This window comes from Thomasclavelia sp. (assembly GCF_047249845.1).
GTDB lineage: Bacteria > Bacillota_I > Bacilli_A > Erysipelotrichales > Coprobacillaceae > Thomasclavelia.
Window position 1 is genome coordinate 1 of record NZ_JBKTWO010000017.1, and the last position, 22,535, is coordinate 22,535.

26 protein-coding genes are annotated in these 22,535 nt (G+C 28.4%); 24 read left to right on the plus strand and 2 right to left on the minus strand.

Annotated features, from left to right (window positions below; genetic code table 11):
- Window positions 1–516: 516 nt before the first annotated feature.
- The 11 genes from ACLR9T_RS06160 to ACLR9T_RS06210 all read left to right on the plus strand — a co-directional run bounded on the left by ACLR9T_RS06160 (window position 517) and on the right by ACLR9T_RS06210 (window position 7,073).
- On the plus strand, window positions 517–897 hold the full coding sequence (locus ACLR9T_RS06160; RefSeq protein ID WP_413108658.1) for a hypothetical protein: 381 nt from the start codon (window positions 517–519) through the stop codon (window positions 895–897).
- A gap of 330 nt (window positions 898–1,227) precedes the next feature.
- Window positions 1,228–1,419, plus strand: coding sequence for a DUF4177 domain-containing protein (locus ACLR9T_RS06165; RefSeq protein ID WP_413108659.1), 192 nt, complete (start codon window positions 1,228–1,230; stop codon window positions 1,417–1,419).
- A gap of 2 nt (window positions 1,420–1,421) precedes the next feature.
- Entirely contained in the window at window positions 1,422–1,766 is a 345-nt protein-coding gene (locus ACLR9T_RS06170) for a transporter (protein ID WP_413108660.1), read from the plus strand.
- 517 nt (window positions 1,767–2,283) lie between these two features.
- Window positions 2,284–3,003 (plus strand): ABC transporter ATP-binding protein, encoded by a 720-nt coding sequence (locus ACLR9T_RS06175; RefSeq protein WP_413108661.1) that lies wholly within the window; start codon window positions 2,284–2,286, stop codon window positions 3,001–3,003.
- On the plus strand, window positions 3,000–3,740 hold the full coding sequence (locus tag ACLR9T_RS06180) for an ABC transporter permease (protein WP_413108662.1): 741 nt from the start codon (window positions 3,000–3,002) through the stop codon (window positions 3,738–3,740). The genes ACLR9T_RS06175 and ACLR9T_RS06180 overlap by 4 nt, the downstream gene beginning before the upstream one ends.
- A 9-nt stretch (window positions 3,741–3,749) precedes the next feature.
- On the plus strand, window positions 3,750–4,586 hold the full coding sequence (locus ACLR9T_RS06185) for a MerR family transcriptional regulator (protein ID WP_413108663.1): 837 nt from the start codon (window positions 3,750–3,752) through the stop codon (window positions 4,584–4,586).
- A gap of 234 nt (window positions 4,587–4,820) precedes the next feature.
- Window positions 4,821–5,459: a TetR/AcrR family transcriptional regulator gene (locus ACLR9T_RS06190; RefSeq protein ID WP_413108664.1), complete on the plus strand. Its 639-nt coding sequence runs from the start codon at window positions 4,821–4,823 to the stop codon at window positions 5,457–5,459.
- Window positions 5,460–5,629: 170 nt separating this feature from the next.
- A complete protein-coding gene (rsgA, locus tag ACLR9T_RS06195; RefSeq protein WP_413108665.1) occupies window positions 5,630–5,869 on the plus strand; it encodes a GTPase RsgA in 240 nt (79 codons plus the stop codon).
- A 101-nt stretch (window positions 5,870–5,970) separates the two neighbouring features.
- A complete protein-coding gene (locus ACLR9T_RS06200) occupies window positions 5,971–6,096 on the plus strand; it encodes a hypothetical protein (RefSeq protein WP_413108666.1) in 126 nt (41 codons plus the stop codon).
- Between the two features lie 173 nt (window positions 6,097–6,269).
- Window positions 6,270–6,413: a hypothetical protein gene (locus ACLR9T_RS06205; RefSeq protein ID WP_413108667.1), complete on the plus strand. Its 144-nt coding sequence runs from the start codon at window positions 6,270–6,272 to the stop codon at window positions 6,411–6,413.
- Between the two features lie 15 nt (window positions 6,414–6,428).
- Window positions 6,429–7,073, plus strand: a complete 645-nt coding sequence (locus ACLR9T_RS06210) for a GNAT family N-acetyltransferase (protein WP_413108668.1) — start codon at window positions 6,429–6,431, stop codon at window positions 7,071–7,073.
- Window positions 7,074–7,159: 86 nt separating this feature from the next.
- Here ACLR9T_RS06210 and abc-f read toward each other — a convergent pair whose 3' ends face one another.
- The gene (gene abc-f, locus ACLR9T_RS06215) at window positions 7,160–8,737 is read right to left on the minus strand and encodes a ribosomal protection-like ABC-F family protein (RefSeq protein WP_413108669.1); all 1,578 of its coding nucleotides are present in this window, start codon (window positions 8,735–8,737) and stop codon (window positions 7,160–7,162) included.
- 315 nt (window positions 8,738–9,052) lie between these two features.
- On the opposite strand from abc-f, the gene ACLR9T_RS06220 reads away from it, so the two are divergent.
- From ACLR9T_RS06220 to ACLR9T_RS06245, 6 genes are all read left to right on the plus strand, one after another.
- Window positions 9,053–9,490, plus strand: coding sequence for a DUF4624 family lipoprotein (locus ACLR9T_RS06220; protein WP_413108670.1), 438 nt, complete (start codon window positions 9,053–9,055; stop codon window positions 9,488–9,490).
- Window positions 9,491–9,644: 154 nt separating this feature from the next.
- Window positions 9,645–10,223 carry a YeeE/YedE thiosulfate transporter family protein gene (locus ACLR9T_RS06225; protein WP_413108671.1) on the plus strand — a complete coding sequence of 193 codons (579 nt, stop codon included), beginning with the start codon at window positions 9,645–9,647 and terminating at the stop codon, window positions 10,221–10,223.
- A 1-nt stretch (window position 10,224) separates the two neighbouring features.
- On the plus strand, window positions 10,225–10,794 hold the full coding sequence (locus ACLR9T_RS06230; protein ID WP_413108672.1) for a DUF6691 family protein: 570 nt from the start codon (window positions 10,225–10,227) through the stop codon (window positions 10,792–10,794).
- 331 nt (window positions 10,795–11,125) lie between these two features.
- On the plus strand, window positions 11,126–11,833 hold the full coding sequence (locus ACLR9T_RS06235; protein WP_413108673.1) for a CPBP family intramembrane glutamic endopeptidase: 708 nt from the start codon (window positions 11,126–11,128) through the stop codon (window positions 11,831–11,833).
- Window positions 11,834–11,993: 160 nt separating this feature from the next.
- Window positions 11,994–13,154 (plus strand): S8 family peptidase, encoded by a 1,161-nt coding sequence (locus ACLR9T_RS06240; protein WP_413108674.1) that lies wholly within the window; start codon window positions 11,994–11,996, stop codon window positions 13,152–13,154.
- Between the two features lie 104 nt (window positions 13,155–13,258).
- Complete coding sequence (locus tag ACLR9T_RS06245; protein ID WP_413108675.1) at window positions 13,259–13,621, plus strand: molecular chaperone Hsp90; 363 nt, start codon at window positions 13,259–13,261, stop codon at window positions 13,619–13,621.
- A gap of 52 nt (window positions 13,622–13,673) precedes the next feature.
- Here ACLR9T_RS06245 and ytaF read toward each other — a convergent pair whose 3' ends face one another.
- On the minus strand, window positions 13,674–14,303 hold the full coding sequence (ytaF, locus tag ACLR9T_RS06250; protein ID WP_413108676.1) for a sporulation membrane protein YtaF: 630 nt from the start codon (window positions 14,301–14,303) through the stop codon (window positions 13,674–13,676).
- A gap of 132 nt (window positions 14,304–14,435) precedes the next feature.
- Between ytaF and ACLR9T_RS06255 the strand changes: the two genes are divergently transcribed.
- From ACLR9T_RS06255 to ACLR9T_RS06285, 7 genes are all read left to right on the plus strand, one after another.
- Window positions 14,436–16,817, plus strand: a complete 2,382-nt coding sequence (locus tag ACLR9T_RS06255; RefSeq protein WP_413108677.1) for an ABC transporter permease — start codon at window positions 14,436–14,438, stop codon at window positions 16,815–16,817.
- Window positions 16,818–16,827: 10 nt separating this feature from the next.
- Window positions 16,828–17,586: an ABC transporter ATP-binding protein gene (locus ACLR9T_RS06260; RefSeq protein ID WP_413108678.1), complete on the plus strand. Its 759-nt coding sequence runs from the start codon at window positions 16,828–16,830 to the stop codon at window positions 17,584–17,586.
- A gap of 2 nt (window positions 17,587–17,588) precedes the next feature.
- Window positions 17,589–18,269 carry a response regulator transcription factor gene (locus ACLR9T_RS06265; protein ID WP_413108679.1) on the plus strand — a complete coding sequence of 227 codons (681 nt, stop codon included), beginning with the start codon at window positions 17,589–17,591 and terminating at the stop codon, window positions 18,267–18,269.
- Window positions 18,256–19,527, plus strand: coding sequence for a sensor histidine kinase (locus ACLR9T_RS06270; protein ID WP_413108680.1), 1,272 nt, complete (start codon window positions 18,256–18,258; stop codon window positions 19,525–19,527). The genes ACLR9T_RS06265 and ACLR9T_RS06270 overlap by 14 nt, the downstream gene beginning before the upstream one ends.
- A gap of 221 nt (window positions 19,528–19,748) precedes the next feature.
- Window positions 19,749–20,105 carry a hypothetical protein gene (locus ACLR9T_RS06275; RefSeq protein WP_413108681.1) on the plus strand — a complete coding sequence of 119 codons (357 nt, stop codon included), beginning with the start codon at window positions 19,749–19,751 and terminating at the stop codon, window positions 20,103–20,105.
- A 259-nt stretch (window positions 20,106–20,364) separates the two neighbouring features.
- Window positions 20,365–21,003: an acetyltransferase gene (locus tag ACLR9T_RS06280; RefSeq protein WP_413108682.1), complete on the plus strand. Its 639-nt coding sequence runs from the start codon at window positions 20,365–20,367 to the stop codon at window positions 21,001–21,003.
- An 88-nt stretch (window positions 21,004–21,091) separates the two neighbouring features.
- A complete protein-coding gene (locus tag ACLR9T_RS06285) occupies window positions 21,092–22,462 on the plus strand; it encodes a sodium-dependent transporter (RefSeq protein WP_413108683.1) in 1,371 nt (456 codons plus the stop codon).
- Window positions 22,463–22,535 lie beyond the last annotated feature (73 nt).

The window sequence follows — 22,535 nt, forward strand, 5'->3', positions numbered from 1 at the left end:
AAATAGAGCTAGCGGGCTTCATTTTCATTTTGACGGTATCCTTTTTTCTTTAACCGGTTAAGATATTTCTTAAAAAATTATAATACAGGAGACATCACTATTAGAAGCAAAATATAAAATAAGATGGATGGGAGAAACTTTTACGATGTGACTTATTAAAGGTTGATGCAAATGATATATATGCTTTTGTTTTGAATATAGTGAGGTTAAATTTAGAATTAAATAGGCAGTTATTCAAAATTGTTTAGCGGATGCTTTGTTGGACTTATTAATCAAGTGTGTAGAATTATATTTAACTGATAACAGTTTTAAAATGTTGTTTTATGATATTTTAACAGAATTTAGGGAGAAGGAGATGAATTTGTTGTTGTTTTGTTAAGCGTTAAAGTACAGATTATAAAATGATGATACAGTGTAAGGAGAATAGGATTTATGAAACAAATTATGAAATTATGTACCTTGATGATGGTGTTGATAACAATGTTTATGGTAAGTGCGTGTTCTGTGTCATCGAGCATGTCTTATACTTTTAATGTTGAAACAGGAGATAAGATTAAAGTGGAATTAGATACCTCTAGTGGATTGTCTCTAACACAAAAAGATGGACAATTTGTAGTTAAAAAAGACAATGAGACAATTTTAGAAGGGATGTTTGTACATGAAGATGGTTATAACAGCTATTTAGCAATAAAGGGAAATCAGGGTATGGAAGTACTTGAGGATACTAAAAAGGATGGTAATGTATATTACATGTATGAAATTGAAGGCCAGTCTGGTACTGAGGATAATTTTGTGGTGTGGATAAAGAATTCGAATACTGGAATGATTATGGCGAGTTTAGCAGGTCAGGATAAGGCACGTGAAGCATTTAAAAAGCTAACTATTACGAAAGAATAAGTACAATAATAAAGTATGGTTTGATTTTACAGAAATATATGGGGTTTCATATTTGAGGGAATGAGCGAACCTTTATTGTTAATTGAAAATATGAATGATTATTGAAGTTGGATGCGTAATTTTTAATGATAGTTCTATTACTTATTTTTTGAAATTAGCGATTTGTAGGTGTTGTAATCTTCTTAAAATTGATAGCTCGAGTGAAATGTAATCAGATAGAAATGGATGTATTTTTTGAATTTTGATTTAAATAATTCGAACAAGTATTTTGTTATTAAATATATTTTTGTTAGATAGTTTATTAAATGGATTTTATATAAGGAGGAAATTATGAAGAAATATGAATATGTAAATGTTGATTATAAAATGAAAGATGTGGTAATAGCTGTTATATCTGAACATAGAGAAATTATTGAGAAATATACTTGCCAGGGATATGATTATGTTGGTATGATTCCAACTGAAATTAGCGCTAATGGTTGTATTCGAAAAATTGATTTAATTTTTTCTAAAGAGGATTAGGAATGGAGGTATTCTTAAAAGTCTGTATATATTTGTCAGTGGGGATTATCTCTGGATTATTATTAGGAGGAATTAAAGCTAAATTTATGAAAAAATCCTATTCAGAAAAACAAATTGAATTTAACAAAAAAATAGTTAATAAAATATCTGTTTTACTCAAATATATTACTTTTTCTGTTCTTATAATAGGATTAATTTGGTGTGTCTGTTTTTTGACTTTAAGTATTGTCATGCCATCTCAATCAGATTATGCTAACAACATGGCAGAACTGATAATTTCTGTTTTAACAGTAATTTCTATAATCTTTGCTTTTGTTGAATTTTTAAGAAGAACAGATGATAAATAATAAATTAATATATTTATTATGTAAAAGAGGATTAGATCAACAAATAAAAATGAACAATAAAATTCTATCTAATATCATTTTTTTAATACTTACCTAAAGTTTAAGTGTTGATTATTACATGAGCAATAACCTTTGATAAGGTATTATTGCTATTATAAAGTAAAAAAATGATATAAAGTTACAGGGTTAAGAATAATTTTATTTAAAAGTAATGAAAAAATTGTTTTAGCCAGTCTGTATTTCAAGACTGGCTTTTTTATGCTTAACAAGTTTACAGATAAATTCTATTACTTAGGAAAAAATTATTGTAAAATTAATTTGTAAATGAATATTAGGTTAAGAAGACTTATAAGATTTTCTTATATAATGGAAGGGATGAAGGTGATAACATTCCTTTTTGATTATTTGGAAATATAAAAATTATTACCTTTTTTGTGATATATGAAAATTTATTTAATTTAGTATTGACTCTACCCTAACAGGAGAATGTATGCTCAAACTGTAAGGAGGAGAAACAATGAATTATTGTATTGAAGTCAATCATCTAACAAAGATTTATAATGGTAAAAAAGTTGTAAATGATTTATCTTTAAAAGTTCGAAGTGGTGAAGTATATGGGATATTAGGACATAATGGTGCTGGTAAGACAACCACGATTGAAAGTATATTAGGGCTTAATGTTCCTGAAGAAGGGTATGCAAAAATATGGGGTAAGGAAGCAAAAAAGGATAGAAAAACTTTATTTGAAACGATTGGAGTACAATTACAGGCTTCATTTTATCAAGATAATATTAAAGTTAAAGAAGTATGTCAAGAAACTGCAGCATTATATGCTCAACCTGCTGATTATCATCAATTATTAAAACAATTTCAGTTAGAAGAATTTGAAAATCAGTATGTAGAAAAATTATCTGGTGGCGAAAAACAAAAGTTATCTGTTGTCATTGCATTAATTCCCCAACCAAAAATTTTATTTTTAGATGAATTAACAACAGGGTTAGATGTTTTGGCTAGAAGAGAAGCCTGGGATATTTTAAAGACATTAAAGGATCAAGGAATGACTATTGTTTTAACAACACACTATATGGAAGAGGCAGAATACCTTTGTGACCATATTCTTTTGTTAAAGAGGGGAGAAAAGGTTATAGAGGGAACGGTTGAGGAAGTTATAAATAAAGGTCAATTTAAGAATTTAGAAGAAGCGTATCTTTCATATATGAAGGAGGGAAAAGTATGAAGAGGTTTATGACATTATTAAAAACTGAGGGAAAGTTATCATTAAGATGTCCTGATTCATTGATTTTTGGGGTTGGTATGCCTGTTGGGGTTCTTTTCCTTATTAGTATAATTGCAGGAAATCAAAATATAGCTGGTGAGCATTATACTTTTTTACAAGGTGCTTTTGCTTCATTGGTTACAGTAGGTATTTGTGCAACAGCATTTATGGGACTGCCAATCACATTTGCAAATTATCGTGATAAAAAGATTTTAAAACATTTCTTTGTGACTCCGGTTAGTCCAATGATGATGTTGATAGTACAAATGATTTTAGGAGCAATGATTGCTAGTTTATCTGCAATTATTATTACGATTTGTTCAGTTTTTATATTTAATTACCAGATGAATGGAAGCCTGTTATTATTTATTGGGGGATATTTTTTAGTTATGTTATCTATGTATAGTATTGGTATGATTATTGCTAGTTTGTGTCCAAGTGTTAAGATTGCAAATGTTGTTTGTACTTTTGTTTATTTTCCAATGTTATTTTTATCTGGTGCGACAATTCCTTTTGAAATATTCCCAGTATTTATCCAAAAAATAGCCAATATTTTGCCACTTACTCATGGAATTCAATTACTTAAAAATATATCATTAGGTATATATAATCAGGAAATGATTTTTTCTAGTATTTTCTTGTTTGTATTAGCGATTATAGGTTGTATAATTTCAATAAAAGTATTTAAATGGGAATAGGAGATAAAAATGGAAGAATATAAATGTGAAAAAACACCTCAAAGATTATATAAAATAGGAGTTTTCTCACAAATGAATAAAATAACAATCAAAACCTTAAGACATTATGATGAAATTGGATTATTAAAACCAGCATATATAGACAATAATAATGGATATCGTTATTATACATCACAACAGCTGCCACAGTTACATAGAATTATAGCTTTAAAAGAAATTGGATTCTCACTAGAAGAAATAAAGAAAGTCATTAAAGGATCTTCAGAAGAAAAGTTACTTTTAAAAAAGAAAGTAGAATTAATAAATGAGATAGCTGATTTGAGTAAAAAAGTTGCAAGTATCGAAAGTTACTTAGCTAGAGATACATTAGATAGTGAATATCATGTAATTATGAAACCATTACCCGAAGTTATTATTGCGTTTGAACGTTTACATATGGAAAGTTATGCGGCTCTATTTGAAAAAATGCCAGAAATGGGATTAGAAATGGAAAAAGCCGGTTGTCAATGTGCTGAACCAGAATATTGCTTTACAATTTATTATGATGAAGAATACCGGGAATCTGATATTCATGCAGAAATATGTGAAGCTGTTACAGAATTAAAAGAGAATCAAGGTAATCTAAAATTTCGAGTTCTCCCTAGAGTTGAAATGGCTGCATGTGTTTTACATAAAGGATCCTATGAAAAATTACCTGAAGCTTATAGCGCAATAGTACAATTTATCGAAGAAAGTGGTTATGAAATTATAGGGTATCAAAGAGAGTCATATATAGATGGGGTTTGGAATAAAGAATCGCCTAATGAATGGTTAACAGAGATACAGTTTCCAGTCAGGAAAGTGTAAAAGAGTTATCTAATAAATTTTCTTATATAAGTAAAAATATTTATTGTAAATAAGAGACTAATTTATAGTAACAAACTGAGTTATATAAAGTTTAATTTGATATTATTATAGAACAGTTAATTATAAATGATTAACTGTTTTTTTGCGAACATATATCTTATCTTGACAAGTAAACGATTGTTTACTATAATTTAAGGGTAAGTAAACGAATGTTTACGGTTGGGGATAAAAATAATGAGTACAAATACAAAAGAAAATATTTTAATAGTTGCCCTTCGATTATTTGCAAAGGATGGTTATGAAGCTGTTTCGGTTAGCCGGATTGCTAGTGAATTAGGTATGACAAAAGGGGCATTATATAAACATTATAAAAACAAGCGTGATATTTTTGATAGTATTTTTGAACATGTTTGTCAGTTAGATGTTGAGCGTTATAAAAAAGCAGGATTTTTAGAAATAGAGTTTTCAAAAATGCCACGATCTTTTAATAATATTTCTGTGGAAAATATGAAAAGATATATGGAAGCACAGTTTTATTATTGGACTGAAGATGAGATAGCTTGTAATTTTCGTAGGATGTTAACATTGGAGCAATATCGAGATTCTGAAATGACAGCTTTATATCAAAAGGTTTTAGCAAGCGGACCACTTAAATTTATAGAAGATTTAATGAATGAAATGATGAGACAGGGAATTTGGCTAAAAGGTGACTCTAAGCAAATGGCATTAGAATTTTATGCTCCATTTTATTTATTGTTAAATATTTCAGATGTAGTCAATAATGAGAAAAAGGAGACTGCTCAAATGTTTATGAAGCATATGGATAATTTCATTGAAAAATATGCAGTGAAAAGGACAAATAATAATGAGTAAATATGGTCTAACAAATCATTTTGAACATATTGCTGCAATTAATGATTTCTCGTATTATTGCACAGGAAAAAGGATTATATCGTATTATTACAGAACAAGGAGAAAAATTAGCTGAGATTTCTGGTAAGTTAGATTTAATACACTTTTTTTGCTAGATTGGGGATTTTGTAATGACAGATTGGGATGAAAATGGAGAGAATGCAGTCATTCATCGAGTTTTGCCTCATGTTAGTTACTTTGTTCGTAAGGTGGCTGGTAGTAATATCCAGGAGCAGATTGTAGCAGCTAATATTAATACAATATTTATTTGTATGGCTTTGAATAATGATTTTAATCTGCGACATTTAGAACGTTATCTTTCTATTGCCTGGCAAAGTAGTGTTATTCCTGTAATAGTCTTGACTAATTGATGACAAACTTTCAAAAGTATATTTAGTTGCTAATGGAGTAGATGTTGTTGTTACAACTACATTAGAGCAAGTTGGATTTGAGCAGCTGAGTATATTTATTAGTGGTTGGAAGATCTGCATTAATTAATTGCCTGATTAAAGAGAAGTATTTAGATGTAAATGAACTTCGTAATGATGACAAGAGTCGCCATACTACTACTCGTCGGGAATTAATTATGTTATCTTGATGGAGGAATGGTCATTGATACTCTAGGCATGCGTGAAATTGGTATGTGAGATAATAATGAGGGACTTAATAAAGCATTTGGAGAAATTGAGGAGATAGCTTTAAAATGTCGCTTTAGGGATTGTACACATTCTAAAGAACCTGGGTGTGCAGTTAAAAAATGGTGAATTACAATTGGAAAGATGGAAATCTTATCAAAAACTAAAATTAGAGAGTTCATATCTTGAAGATAAGGGAAATTATATGATGATAAAAGAAAAAAGAGAAAAAGAAATCTCAAAACTTATAAAAAAATTGCCACAAAGAGCAAATAAATAATTGGAGATAATATAAATGAATAAAAATATAATTATTAGAAATGAAACACAAGCAGATTATAAGACAGTTGAAAAAATTACTAGAGAGGCTTTTTATAATCTCTATGTTCCAGGTGGAGCTGAACATTATTTAGTTCATATTATGAGAGCGCATAGTGATTTTATATCAGAATTAGATTTTGTCATTGAACTTGATGGTCAAATAATTGGAAACATCATGTACACTAAAGCCAAGTTAGTTGATGAAAAGGGATTTGAAAAGGATATTATTACTTTTGGTCCAGTTTGTATTGTTCCTAAATACCAAAGGAAAGGTTATGGTAAACTTCTGATTGAACATTCTTTTAAAAAAGCAATTGAATTAGGATATGATGTCATTGTCATTTTTGGAAGTCCTGCTAATTATGTAAGCCTTGGTTTTAAAAGCAGTAAAAAATATAATGTATGTATAGAAAATGGAAAATATCCAGCTGCAATGATGGTTAAAGAACTTGTTTCTGGTACATTAGATGGAAGAAAATGGATATATTATGATAGTCCTGTAATGCAGGTAACTGAAGAAGAAGTACAAAAATATGATGATACACTAGAAAAAATGGAAAAGAAGTATCAAGCGAGTCAAGAAGAATTTTATATCTTGAGTAATTCTTATATCGAATAGCTCAACTACACAAAAAGAAGATATTAATTATATGTAATGTATTAATATCTTCTTTATTTATAAAGTAATATTGTGTTTTGATGTTATCATCTATAAGAACTTGTTATAGTATTGTTTTCTATTGCTAGGATTCGATTTGCTAACTTATCTATAAAATATCGATCATGAGATACAAATAATAAAGTTCCATGATATTCTAATAATGCATCTTCAAGAATTTCTCTAGTCTCGATATCAATATGATTAGTTGGTTCATCTAAAATTAAAAAATTAATTTTTCCTTGCATTAAAATAGCAAATTTTAATAGTACTTTTTCTCCACCGGATAAATTTCCCACTTGTTTATAGACTTGATCTTTATAGAAGCCATACTTAGCTAAAATTCCTCTTGCCTCTTCTTCTAAACAAGGAAACCCACTACGAAATACTTGTAGGATAGAGTCATTATTATTAAAGAATTTAATTTCTTGAGGAATATAGCCAATAGTTGTAGTTTCAGCTATCTTTATTTTACCCACATAAGATTTAAATTCGCCAAGTATAGCTTTAATCAAAGAAGTTTTTCCTGAACCATTATTTCCTAATAATGCAATTTTTTCTTGATAATATAATGTAAGATTTATATTAGAAAATAGTAATAAATCATCAAATGAAATCTCTAAATTTTCTATCTTAAGAGTTTCATTACTGCCTTGCATTCCTAAAAATTGAATTGGGATTTTTTTCTTTTCCAATTGGGGTTTATCCATTACTTCTATTTTATCTAAACGTTTTTCTAATTCCTTTGCTTTCTTAAAAAACTTTTCATTATCACCTTGATTACCCCAATCCCGATAACGTTTAATTGATGCTTTTATTGCATCAATTTTTCTTTGTTGGGTTTTATACTGTTCAAATTCTAATAATAATAGACGTTCTTGCTCTTTTAGACTGTATGAATAATTTCCATGAAATATGTGACTTTCACTAGCGTCTAATAGAATTGTTTTATCTGTCACTTTATCTAAAAAATAACGATCATGAGAAATAATAATAATAGTTCCCTGATATTTATTTAAATAATTTTCTAACCACTCTAACATCATAATATCAAGATGATTAGTTGGTTCATCTAATAATAAAATATCTGGTTCAGTTAATATTAGCTGGGCTAAATTTACTACAGTTTTTTGACCGCCACTTAAAATTGAAAATGGTTTATCAATAATATTCTGGAGTTTAAAACCAGTTATGATCTTATTAAGTTTTTCTTCAATTTCATATCCACCTTGTGATATGTACAAATCTTGGATTTTAGCATATTTATCTAATAGAGTAATATTTTCAGTATCAGACATCATTTTTAGTTCTAAAGTTCTCATTTGTTGTTCTGTATTTTGAATATCAAGAAAAGACATCATTAATTTATCTTTTACAGTAATATCTTCATTTTCAATAGTTGGTATTTGTTCCAAATATCCAATAGTAGCTTGTTTACGAATTGTTATATTACCAGAATCAGGAAATTCTTTTTTCATGATCATTTTAAATAAAGTAGATTTACCACTACCATTCTTTCCAACAATTCCAACATGATTTCCAGTTAAAATTTCAAAACTAACATTTTTTAATACTTGTTTATAACCAAAATTTTTACAAATTTTATTAATTCCTATTTCAATCATCTCTTTGCTCCTTTATTTTATAAATTTTGTAAAATAAACAGAGCCTAAGAAATAGGATTAGGCGATTGTTTCTAATCGCTTCGCACAGCTAGAGCATCAAACTCATATCGCCTAGCCTATTAATTAACAGACTCTGTACGAAGCTTAGCGCCTGCGATTCTACGGCAAATAAAACCTAGAATCATTTCAACCACCTCCTTAATATATTTTCTATTTTATAAATTTTATCATATCTTACATACAAAAACACTGAATAAATATTTTAATTATAAAAAGATACTATGATATAATTATTTTTATGAAAAGAGGAATGTTATGAAAAACTATATTGGGGGATTAATATGTTTAATGTTATTTTTAACTGGTTGTAATTATAATGATAGATTACTTGCGGATAAAAAATTAAATATTGAACTGGAGTTAACAGAAGATTATGATGACCATGAACCTTTTATTGATGAGAGGTTATTTTGTGTTAGTGAGGATATTAAGTCTTTAACTTTAAATGTTTCATTACAATTAGATGGAGAAAATGGTATTTTAGAAATAGCAGATAATCAAACTGGAGAAGTTTTATGGGATAATAGCTGGCAAGATGTTATCAATAATGCTAAATTTGATATATCATTAAATAAATTAAAAAAAGATAAGGAATATGTTATAAGGTTTACTGGAAGTATGATTAAATATGCTAGAATCGTAGTTACTTGTAATAGTGATATAATTAAAGAACGTGAAAGACCTATGAAATAAATTTATATTATATGATTTATGGTGATAAATATTTAAAAATTATTTAGTATAAGAAATTTAAGATAATACTAAAGGTATTTTATATAATAAAAACTATAAGATGAATAAAAATAAATAATAAGAGAATCCTATTTATGTAAATAGGAGGTAGAAAATGGGAGATGACTCATGGATTAAAAAAGCATCTGTATTAGGGATAGTGTTTTTTCTAGGCATTTTATTAGTAAAGCCAATTGGAGTATCAACACAATTTTCTGTATTATCAGGAATCTTTCATAGTGCATTGGATGATTCAGTTATTGTTAAAGATGAAAATCGTGAAACAGGATATCGAAGTACAAATGCATATTATGATAAAGGTGAAGGAAAACTTGCAAAATCTATACAAAATCCCTGGAACTATGATTTTGTATTTGTGTTAGCCATTCCAGCTGGAGGCTATTTTGCTTATATAGTAAATGATAAAAAACGTCGTAGTCAGATGAGTGATGTGGGACAAGAATTACCAGTAACTAAAAGTACTAATATTAAATCATACATACCCTCATTTTTAGGTGGTATGCTTATATTATTTGCTGCACGTATGGCTGATGGTTGTACAAGTGGACATATGATGAGTGGAATCATGCAGGGAAGTATTAGTGGTTATATTTTTGCAATATGTGTATTTATTGTGGCAATTCCAACTGTATTATTGGTAGGTTATAAAACAAGCAATAAGGAGAGAAAATAGTATGGAAGTTGTACTTGCAATAGTAATGGGATTTCTATTTGGCTATGCTCTTTATTGGGTAGGTGCATCTTCTCCTAAAAAATTAATTGCTATGCTACGAATGCAGGATTTGACATTAATGAAGATTATCGTATTTGCTATAGGACTTGCTAGCATATTATTATCAGTGTTTAGTTTGTTAGGGTTATTTAATATAGATCACCTTAGTATCAAATCAACAAATCTTGGGGTTATTATCGGAGGACTACTTTTTGGTATTGGATTTGGTACAGTAGGTACTTGTCCTGGAACTTGTGTCGCTGCTACTGGAAGTGGTGGTGCAAAAAAGGCTTTAAGTGCTGTGTTAGGTGGTTTATTAGGCGCATGGTTATTTTCTGTAACTTATCATTTTTGGATGAATCTTGGAATATTTAATTCTATGGATTTAGGTAAATTGACTTTGTTTCATATATCTGATAAATATCCATCTGTATTTTCGATTGGTTTTATTGGTTTATTATTTGTTGGTATCATTTTTATAGTTATTGCGTTTCTTATTCCAGCAAAAAGTACTGATACAACGACTAATTGAAATAAAAATTCTTAATGTAAAAGGTTGTATTTTAGTATCATTATTATAACTGATTCCATATAATAAACTTATATCCACTAGCTATTATTTTCTATATTATTAAATAATGGCTAGTGGATTTTTATAGTACATAATAATATTTTAACTTTTATAGCTGTTTATATAAGTAATTGGATTTGTTGATGTACAGTTATTGTGATAGAATCTTTATAAAGATAGTTAAAAATGTATTATTATTGTTATAATTTAAGAAATACTTGATGCCAGATATAGGAGTATTCTATTAAAAAAAGTTAATTAAATAAAAATAAATTTTATTGGGGGCAACAAAATGAAAGGATTATTAAAATCAAATAAGGGTTTTGGTAAGAATGTTAATAAGTATCAGCGTATAGATGCTTTATTTGCAATCGGACTTTTTTTTATAATTTGTGTACTATATGCAATAATTGCTGTCTTAGAAAATAAATATCCAGTTATAAAAGAAAGTTCAATATTTGTTGGGTGTGGATTAAATATCTTGATGGTTATTATTACAATTTTGTTTATTAAAATAAGAAAAGATAATTTTTCATCTATAGGGATTTATGGTGGGAAATGGAAACTGAGTTGTTTAATTGGTTTGATTCTGGCAGCAGTGTTTTTCTATACAAATTGTTTATCACATGTTATTGATGGTGCTGATTTTGTTGAATTAGGAAATATTATTAAATTTGTTGTATATTATTTAACGGTTGCATTATGTGAGGAAATTGTTTTTCGAGGATATATTACGACTAGATTATATGGTTTTATAAAAAATCAGTATTTTGTAATTATAGTGAGTGGTATTTTGTTTGTGGTAATGCATTTTCCATATAGAATGATTGTATATGGTATGACAATAAGTGATTTGACAATTTATAATATGGGATGGATTATTGATTTATTTATAACACATATAGTGTTATCGTTTATATATTTAAAAACTAATTCATTATATGGTTCAATTATTTCGCATTGGATGAGTAATTTAGCGTATAATTTAATTTTAAGATAGATTATGGTGTTTTGATTAAATTGAAGTGAAGATAATAGTTGATGACAATATACAAATCGTATGTTGTTTTTTTATTAAAAAAATAAGATAAAGAATCAATTCTTGCTTATAGTAATTAAATGTAAATATAAACATAAAATATAATTAAGGAGGAAATATAATGTATGATGGATATGAAACTGGAAAAGTAATCGTAGTTATAAATAACAATATTTCTTTTGCTGAAGTTGAGTACTATATCAGTCTTGCTTTAGAAGAAATTGAATATGAAAAGATAGAAATTATTTTTAGTTCCAGCATAATAACAGAAAAAAGTGATGCAGATAATATTATTTTAATTCATTTAAAAGATAAAAATAAAGAAACAGTAATTGAAGCTGTTACAAAACTATCAGCAAGTCCGTATATAAATTATGCAGAGCCTGATTATTTAGAAGAAATGCATCTAGTATCTAACGATCCGCTGTATCAGTATTTATGGGGAATTCAAAAAATCAATACGCCTTTAGCGTGGAATTATACGACTGGAAGCAGTGAAGTTGTTGTAGGAGTTATTGATACTGGGATTGATTATAATCATCAAGATATAGCACAGAATATGTGGATTTCACCTAATGGAAAATTATTAAATGGATGGAATTTTGCTGATAATGATGATAATTCTATTGATAATGATGGACATGGTAGTCATGTAGCAGGAACAATTGGAGCGGTTGGTAATAATGGTATAGGAATTACAGGGGTATGTTGGAATGTAAAGGTAGCATCTTTAAAATTTGGTCTTGATATTGCTTCAGCTATTGCAGCAATTGATTTTGCAAATAATTTTAATATTCAGATTCTTAATGCTAGTTGGGGTGGACGTGCTTATTCTTATTCTTTAAAGTATGCTATAGAGAATTATAATGGATTATTTATTGCATCTGCAGGAAATAATGGGACAAATAATGATATTGAACCTATTTATCCTGCTTCATATGATAGTGATAATATTATTTCAGTTGCAGCAACTGATCCATATGACACATTAGCACGTTTTTCAAATTATGGAATTGAAAGTGTTGATATTGCTGCTCCAGGAACAGATATCTTAAGTCTTGATTTAGATGGCGAATATAGTCCGTTAAATGGTACTTCTATGGCAGCACCACATGTAGCTGGTGTGGCAGCTTTATTGAAGTCTTATTTACCTAATATTTCTACTTCAAGTTTAAAAAATATTATTTTATCTAGTGTTAGTAGAAATATTAATCTTGAAGGTAAAATACTAACAGGTGGTCTGCTTGATGTAAATGCGATGTTTGAGTTATTAAATTATTGACAATAAAAATTAAACATTAATTGATATATGGGTATAGTAGTTGTAAAATAAAGGTAAAGAAATTATTTGTTAAATATTAGTAAAAGAAAGAAGGTAGATCATTTATGAAGAAAGAAGCACTGAACTATGTTATTGAAAAAACTAATGAACTGATAAATGCTTTTTCGTGTAGTGAAGAGGCAAAAGTGGCTGCTCAAGCTTGGCTAGATGCTTTAGGAACAGAAAATGAAGTAGAAGAAACGGAGAAATATCTAAATGAGTTAGAAGAAGATATTGTAACGGTTGATAATCTAATAAGTTTTGCAGAATCTAATGCGGGTAAAAAACATTTTGGAGAAGATGTTGCTAATAACATTGCTGAACATGGAAAAGAAATTAAAGCTGCTGGTGCAAAATATTGTGATTGTCCAGCATGTAAAGCTGCATTAGCAATAATTGAAAAAAAGGATATTTTGCTAAAAGGATAAAAAATATATAACAAAAAGTATGTAATTGAGTTATACATACTTTTTTGTTATTCTATAATTTTGAAAAAGCTAAAAAAATTAAGATTAATCCGCTGAGCCATGATAAATCAAATGATGTTTTTTTAGCAATTCTAATACCTATATAACATCCTAAATAGATAGCAATCATATCTGAAAATAATGAAAAAAATATTACTAAGAAATGATTAATACTTGTTAAACCCGCTCCAAAACCTACAGATAGTCCATCTACAGCAAGAGTCAGGGCTAACCAGATAGCTTCTTTATTTGAAAGAGACTTAGAAGTATCAAGATCAGCTTTTTCTGGATTAGTATATATATTCATAAAAAAATCGACTTTTAGCTGTTTAAAAAGACTAATTTGTTTGAGATAATTAAATAGTTTTTTTATTTTTTTATTAAAAAGTTTAATAATTCCTAAAGAAAATAATAGGAAAAAAGAAATAAGTTGAATTAAATTTTCAGATACATACGGTTCAAAAAACTCTCCGAGTAATATAGATACAGCCAAAAAAACACTACAAATTATATTAATAATCATTGCAGATGAAAAAGGAATCTTAATTTTGTTGGTTCCATATGCAAGACTAGAAATAAATGTATCAATTGATAGCGCAGTAACTAATAATAAAGCCTCAATAATAGTATAGACGGTTAACAATGTAATCGACCTCCTACTTATTAAGATATTCATTATTTTAAATTATGCTGCTAATATTAAATAATTATCTTATTTAAGGATTTTTTAATAATTGTTTATTTATAATGAAGTTGAATAAAAGGAGGAATTGAAATGCTATGGCAAATACTTAAAAAAGATATGATGAAGCGAAAAGGTGTCAATATTATTTTGCTTTTATTTATCACATTATCAACTATCTTTTTAGCGAGTAGTTTTAATAATATTATGATTATTGGCTCAGCGGTTGATTATTATATGGAGTATGCTCGTGTACCGGATTTAAATGTAATCATGAATTCGGAAAAGGATAAGGATAAAATTGATCAGTGGTTAAAGCAGCAAAAAGAAAAAGAGGAGATAGTAGATTTTGATTATAATCACTTTTTAGAAATTTCTCAAAAATCTATTAAGATTAATCGTAATGGCAAGAAAAGTGATTTAGAAAATAATGGGACAAACTTATATTTAACAACGATGGATGTTGATTATTGTAAAGTATTTAATAAAAATGGAAATATCCCAAAGTTAAAAGAAGGTGAAGTAGCACTATCTTTAACAATGATGGAATCAGCAAATCTTAATCTTGGTGATAAAGTTACGATAAAAAGCAATGATCTCAATAAAGAATTTATTATCAAAGAAGCAGTTAAAGATGCTGCTTTTGGTAGTGATATGGTAGGAATGAGCCGTTTTATTTTGAATGAAAATGATTTTAATGATTATAAAGCAAATACTTCTAAATTAGGAGTTTATTATATTACAACTACAGACTCAGCACATTTAACAAAAGAACTAAATAATCAGGGATTTAGTGGAGTTATGAATACAATTACGATAGATACTTATAAAATGGTATATTCGTTTGATATGATTGTTGCAGGATTACTTATAGTAATTGGTATATGTTTGATTTTAATTGCTTTATTAGTTCTTAGATTCACTTTAGTTTTTTCTATTGAAGAACAATATCAGGAAATAGGGATTCTTAAAGCAATTGGGTTACGTAATCTAGCGATAAAAAAACTTTATTTAATTAAATATCTTGCAATTGTTTTAATGGGAACTGCTTTAGGAACTATTATTAGTATTCCTGTAAGTCAAATGATGATTAAAAGTGTTAGTATGAATATGATCATGCAAAATGATAAATTAAATATTGGTATAAATATGGTTTGTGCATTATTTGTTATTGTTTTAGTTTTATCATTTTGTTATTTATGTACAAGAAAATTAAATAAGATTTCTGCTATTACGGCAATTAGAGGTGGTTATACAGGGGAAAGATTTCATGGACGATATGGAATAAAATTAACAAATTTTTCAAGAATTCCAATATCAAGTTATTTAGGAATGAATGATATTATGACACATCTTACTCGTTATATTGTGTTAATCATTACTTTTTGCCTTAGTTTTATTTTAATTACAATTCCTTTAAATACCCTTAATACGATGCGTAGTACAGAAATGATGAAAAAGTTTGCAATTGATCCAGATAGTTCAATTTATTTAAAAAAGATAGAAACCGTAAAGGGAATTCAGTATCATAGCGTTTCTGATTTAATTGCAGGTATAAATCAAGTTAAAAAAGAAATGGAAGATAAGGGTTATCAAGTTGAAATGACAGGGGAGCCCATCTATTTCATTAATTATGGTGATCAGTCAACTAAACAGAATAATAATCTTATGACTATACAGCTGGTTGGAAAAGAAAGAGATTTTTTTGATTATGATCAAGGTCAAGATCCTAAATTGGAAAATGAAATAGCTTTTTCTAAAGATGTTATGAAAGAAAATGGCTGGGTGATTGGTGATAGTGTTAATGCAAAAATCAATGGTAAAAATCAGCGTTTAATTATAACCGGTGTATATACAGATTATATGCAATTAGGAAAAAGTGCACGATTGAACTCTAAAATAAATTGTGATTTAGAAACGATGTTTGATTATTGGACTGTTATGGTCGATCTTGATACAAAACAGTCACAAGATGTAATAGTCAAATCTTTACAGAAAGATTTTCCTGATTATGAATGGAAAACGGGCCAAGAGGTTATTGATGATACAGTTGGGGGAATTCAAGATACCCTTGATAGTATGCTGATTCCAATGACAGCGCTGCTTTGTGCGGTAATAATGTTAATTACATTACTAATGGAGAAATTGTTTATTGTCCGTGAAAAAGGTGAAATAGCGATATTAAAAAGTATTGGCTTTAGATATAAAGCAATTCGTAATTGGCAATTGATGAGAATGCTTTTGGTTGTATTAGTATCAATGGTCATTTCAGTTCCTTTATCACTTTTAAGTAATCATTTTATATTAAAACCAATTTTTGCAATTATGGGGGCTGATGTAAAAATACAGGTCGATCCATTGCAGGCTTATTTAATTTATCCAGGAATCTTATTGATTGGTATCGTTATTGCAACCATAGCTGCCACTCAAAATATTAGAAAAATTAATATTCATGAAATGAATAATTTAGAATAGGAGAATGAGGATGGAAACTTTAAAGGTATCTAATTTATGTAAAACATATATTGTTAATAAAAGACAAAATAATGTTTTAAGAAATATAAATCTTGAAATTAAAGCTGGAGAAATGGTTGCTGTCATGGGACCATCAGGATCGGGTAAAACTACATTATTATATACAGTTAGTGGAATGGACGATGCTACAGCTGGAAAAATCAACTTTTTTGGAAAAGAATTAACAACATTAAAATCCAATGAAATTAGTGATTTACGTTTACAAGAAATGGGATTTGTTTTTCAACAGATGTATATGCTGAAAAATCTATCAATCTATGATAATATTATCTTACCAGCATATCAAGCTAATAAAATAAATCATCAGGAAATCAAAGAACATGCAAAAATTTTAATGCAAAAACTAGGTATTAGTGATATTTCTAGTAATGGGATTACTGAGGTTTCGGGGGGACAATTACAGAGAGCTTGTATTTGTCGCAGTCTAATCAATCGACCTAAAATAATTTTTGCTGATGAACCAACAGGGGCACTGAATAAACAAAATTCAATTGAAGTAATGGATGAGTTGATGCGAATTAATTTAGAAGGAACTAGCATTATGCTAGTGACACATGATATGAAAGTGGCTTCAAAGTGTCAACGAGTTCTTTATATTGAAGACGGTGACATCCGTGATGAAATAGTTTTAGGTAAATGTGAGCCTAATAGTGATATACGGGTTCGTGAAAGAGCATTGAATGACTGGTTAATTAAATTAGGGTGGTAATTATGATAGATATATTATTAGTTGAAGATAATGATGAACTTGCAAAGCTTATAGAAGCCTTTCTTAATAAGGAAGGCTTTTCATGCCATCATGAAATTAGTGGTGAAAAAGCACTGAATTGGTTAAAAGAAAATTCTTCTCGGGTTATTCTTTTGGATATTATGTTACCAGGTATGGATGGTTTTGCTTTTTGTCAGGTTGTTCGTCATACTAGTCATACACCAATTTTTATTATGAGTGCTCGTTCATCAAAATCTGATCAGCTAATGGGTTTTGAGTTAGGTGCAGATGATTATATTGAAAAACCGGTGGATCCTGATATTCTTGTGGCTAAGATCAAAGTTTTATTTTTAAGACTTAAAAGTAAACAAAATAAATTAGATGTTTTAGTATCTGGGGATATTAAGATTGATAAGGATGCTCGTAAGGTTTTTTTAAGAAATAAATTATTAGAATTAAATGTAAAAGAATATGAGTTGTTAGTGTTATTGGTAGAAAATGCGGATAAAACATTGCATAAAGATTATTTATTTAATCAAATTTGGGGAATGAATAGTATGAGTGAGAATCAAACTTTAACAGTTCATATAAAAATGTTACGTAGTCAAATTGAAGATGATTCACGTTGTCCAAAACGAATTAAAACGGTTTGGGGAGTAGGTTATCGTTATGAAGAGATATAATCATCTTATTGTTTTATCATTAATAATATATATATTGTTGGCATTTCTTTCAAGAAGTGCTCTTTTGTATATTAAGGATGATAATGATCGAGGTTATATAGTTGAAAGTAATCGAATTATGAATCAAATCAATGATAAAAAACAGGTTAATAACTTTGATTTAAGTGAGTATGAATATATTAAGAATCTTGAATACTTGAGTTATAGTATTACAGATCAAGATATTTTAAATGATTTTTATTTAGAGTCTAATACTAGTAATTTTCAAGTTCTACCATTTTATCAAAATAATCAATTACAAGGTTATATAAAATTAATTTATCAAATACCAGAATTAAAAATAAATAATATTTTAATAATTATTGAAGGAAGTTTATTATTTTTAGAAATCTTTATTTTAATAGTTTTGATTTATTTAAAAAAGAAATTAATTCAACCTTTTCAACGTTTAAATGAATTGCCTATTGAATTAGCAAAAGGTAACTTTAATGCTGAAATCAAAGAAGAAAAAAGTAGATATTTTGGTAAGTTTGTATGGGGAATGAGTCAATTAAAAGATACTCTTGATGTTTCTAAGAGAAGACAATTAGAATTATTGAAAGAAAAAAAGAAAATGTTATTGTCATTATCCCATGATATGAAAACACCACTAAATGTAATTAAATTATATAGTAAAGCTTTAGTCGAAGATATTTATCAAGATCAAAATAGTAAACTTAATGCAATGAAACAAATTAATATCAAAGCTGATGAGATTGAAAAGTATGTAGATGAAATCATTAGTTCAGCACGTGAAGATATCCTAGATTTACAAGTAAATAATAGTGAATTTTATTTAACTGATTTAATAGAGCGTGTTTTGGGTATATATCAAGAACAGTGTGATTTGCGTCAAATTACATTGATTGTTCATAAATATGAAAATAGATTACTTAACGGAGATATTCAGCGTAGTCAAGAGATATTTGAAAATATATTCGAAAATGCATTTAAGTATGGGGATGGCAGAAAGATTGAAATTTCTTTTGCTGAAGAAGATTTTTGTCAATTAATTAATATATTTAGTAGTGGTAAACCAGTAACAGATACTGAGTTTAATCATATTTTTGAAAGTTTTTATCGTGGTGCAAATAGTAAAGGGCAACAAGGTAATGGCTTAGGATTATATATATGTAGAGAATTGATGCAGAAGATGGATGGTGCTATATTTGCTCAAAAAAGTGATGAAGGAATGTCTTTTACGCTAGTTTTTCGTTGATTATTAATATTGATTAATACATATGTTCTAATGAAACTAAAATCATACTATAAATGGAGAGTGAATGATCAAAGATTTAATCTTCATACTCATACAATGCGTTGTGGTCACGCATTAGGACTAGATATACAGTATGTAGAAAGTGCATTGATGCAGGAATTGAATTATTAGGTTTTAGTAATCATATTCCGTTTATTGGAGTTTATAGTCCAGGTGATCGCATGAATTATAAACAAAAAGATGAGTATTTGGATAATATAAGAAAACTGCAAAAAGAATATCGTGATAGAATTGAAATAAAAGTAGGTTATGAATATTTAATGGAAATGAAAAAAGATTGTGATTATATGATCTTAGGTCAACACCTTAAATATATTGGATATGAGTATGATTGTTGTTGCTTAGATGCTGATGTTTTAGAGTATATTAAACAGATTGAAAGAGCAGTGAAAAAGAATTTTATAACTTATATAGCGCATCCTGATCATTATATGTTAGAAGAAGAGAGTTTCCTAATGTATGTAAAGAAGCAGCTCATCGCATTGCTAGAGCAAGTATCGAATATGATGTTCCTTTAAAGGTTAATTTAAATGGGTTTAAATATGGTAAAAAGCTCTATCGATTTGATGGGGGAGTATGGCAGTATCGTTATGCTTATCCTTTTCGTGAGTTTTGGGAAATTGTATCAAGATATGGCTGTAAAGTAGTTTTTGGCTATGATGCTCATTTACCAATAGCATTTTTAGAAAAGGATAGATTAATTAGGGCAAATGAAATATTAAAAGGCATTACACTTAATTTTATTGATAAAATTGTTTTAAAATAGGAGGTTTTGAAGTGAAAAGCTTATTAATTTGGGGTGCTGGAGATCAAGGTCTTGTTACTTTGGGATGCGCTCTAGCAATGCAAAAATATACAAAAATAGATTTTTTGGATTTTAAAGAAAAAGGGCATCGAGAGATAGAAAATTATACTATTTATGAAGAAAGTAAAGTAGATCTTGATACTATTTTTCATTCATATGATGAAGTAATAGTGGCAACAGGCAGTAATGATTTGCGTGAGGAAAAAATGGCAGTATTAAAAACAATGGAAGTTCCCATTGCTACAATAATTCATCCTACAGCTGTTATTAGTCCCTTTGCTCAAGTATCAGCAGGATGTACTGTTTTAGCTAATGCTGTAATTAATATCAATGCTTTTGTTAAAGAGGGATGTATAATAAATACAGCAGCTATTGTTGAACATGATAGTATTGTTGAAGAATTTGTTAATATTTGTCCTAATGTGGCAATGGCAGGACATGCTAAAGTAGGTAGAAAATCATTTATTGGAACTAGTGCTTCTTTAATTGATGAAATTGAGGTTGGAAAAGAAGTAATAATTGGAGCAGGAGCTGTTGTTGTTAAAGATATTCCAGATCATGTAACAGCAGTAGGGGTACCGGCAAGAGTTATCAGAAATAATAAAGTATAAAATAAATTAGTGTAACTTTTTCTTATTAATTGACTGATACATTTATTTCCTTTACAATTAAGACATTGTTTAAATAAGGAGACAATTTATGAGTAGAGAAAAATTATCTTCACGCCTAGGATTTATTTTATTATCGGCAGGATGTGCGATTGGTTTAGGAAATATTTGGCGATTTCCTTATATGGTAGGAAAATATGGTGGTGGTGCATTTGTATTAGTATACCTGTTTTTCTTAATTATTTTAGGGTTACCAATCATTGTTATGGAATATTCTGTAGGGCGGGGCTCTCAAAAGAGTGTTGCACAAAGTTTTCATGTATTAGAAAAAAAGGGACAAAAATGGCATTTATTTTCATATGTGGCAATGGCAGGAAATTATTTGCTAGTGATGTTTTATACTACGATTGCAGGTTGGATGTTAGCTTATTTTGTTAAAATGTTAAATGGAGATTTTATTGGATTAAATCCTAAAGAAGTAAGCGATGTATTTACAACATTACAAACTAATCCTGAAGCGAGCATATTTTGGATGATTTTAATTGTTGTTATTGGCTGTGGTATTTGCGCAGTTGGTTTACAACGAGGGGTTGAAAAAGTTACTAAAATAATGATGGGGTTGTTATTAGCAGTAATGCTTTTACTAGTAGTAAAGTCATTAAGTTTAGATGGTGCGATGAAAGGTGTTGAATTTTATCTTGTACCTGATTTTAATTCTTTAATGGAAAATGGAATATTTAATGCTATTTATGGTGCAATGGGTCAAGCATTTTTTACTTTGAGTATTGGAATGGGTGGAATGGCTATTTTTGGCAGTTATATTGGTAAAGAGCATTCTTTAACTGGAGAAGGTTTTAGAGTTTTAGCTCTAGATACTTTTGTTGCAACAATGGCGGGATTAATTATTTTTCCAGCGTGTATGTCGTTTGGTGTTGATGCTGGTAGTGGACCAGGACTGGTTTTTGTTACCCTACCAAATATTTTTAATGTTATGAAGAATGGTCAAATTTGGGGTACTTTATTTTTCGTTTTTATGAATTTTGCGGCATTATCAACGATTATTGCTGTATTTGAAAATATTGTTTCTTTTTCAATTGATTTATTTCAATGGTCAAGAAGAAAAAGTGTGTTCTTAAATTTTATGATTATTGTGATTGGTAGTATCCCATGTGCAATAGGTTTTAGTGTCTTATCTAATTTCCAGCCTTTAGGTCCTGGAAGTGCAGTATTAGATTTACTAGATTTTCTAGTTTCTAATGTTATTATGCCACTTGGGTCATTAGTATTTTTATTCTTTTGTACCCGTAAAATTGGATGGGGATGGAAAAATTTTATGTCTGAAGCTAATGCTGGTAAAGGTTTGAGTTTTCCTGAAAAAGCAAAGTTCTATGTTAGCTGGATATTACCTTTAATTGTAATTTTTATTTTCTTATTTGGATTATGGGAAAAGTTATTTACATAATTAATATAAAGTTAGTGATAAGTTACTAACTTTATATTTTTTTATTGAAAAAAGGTCATTTTTTGTTTTTTTT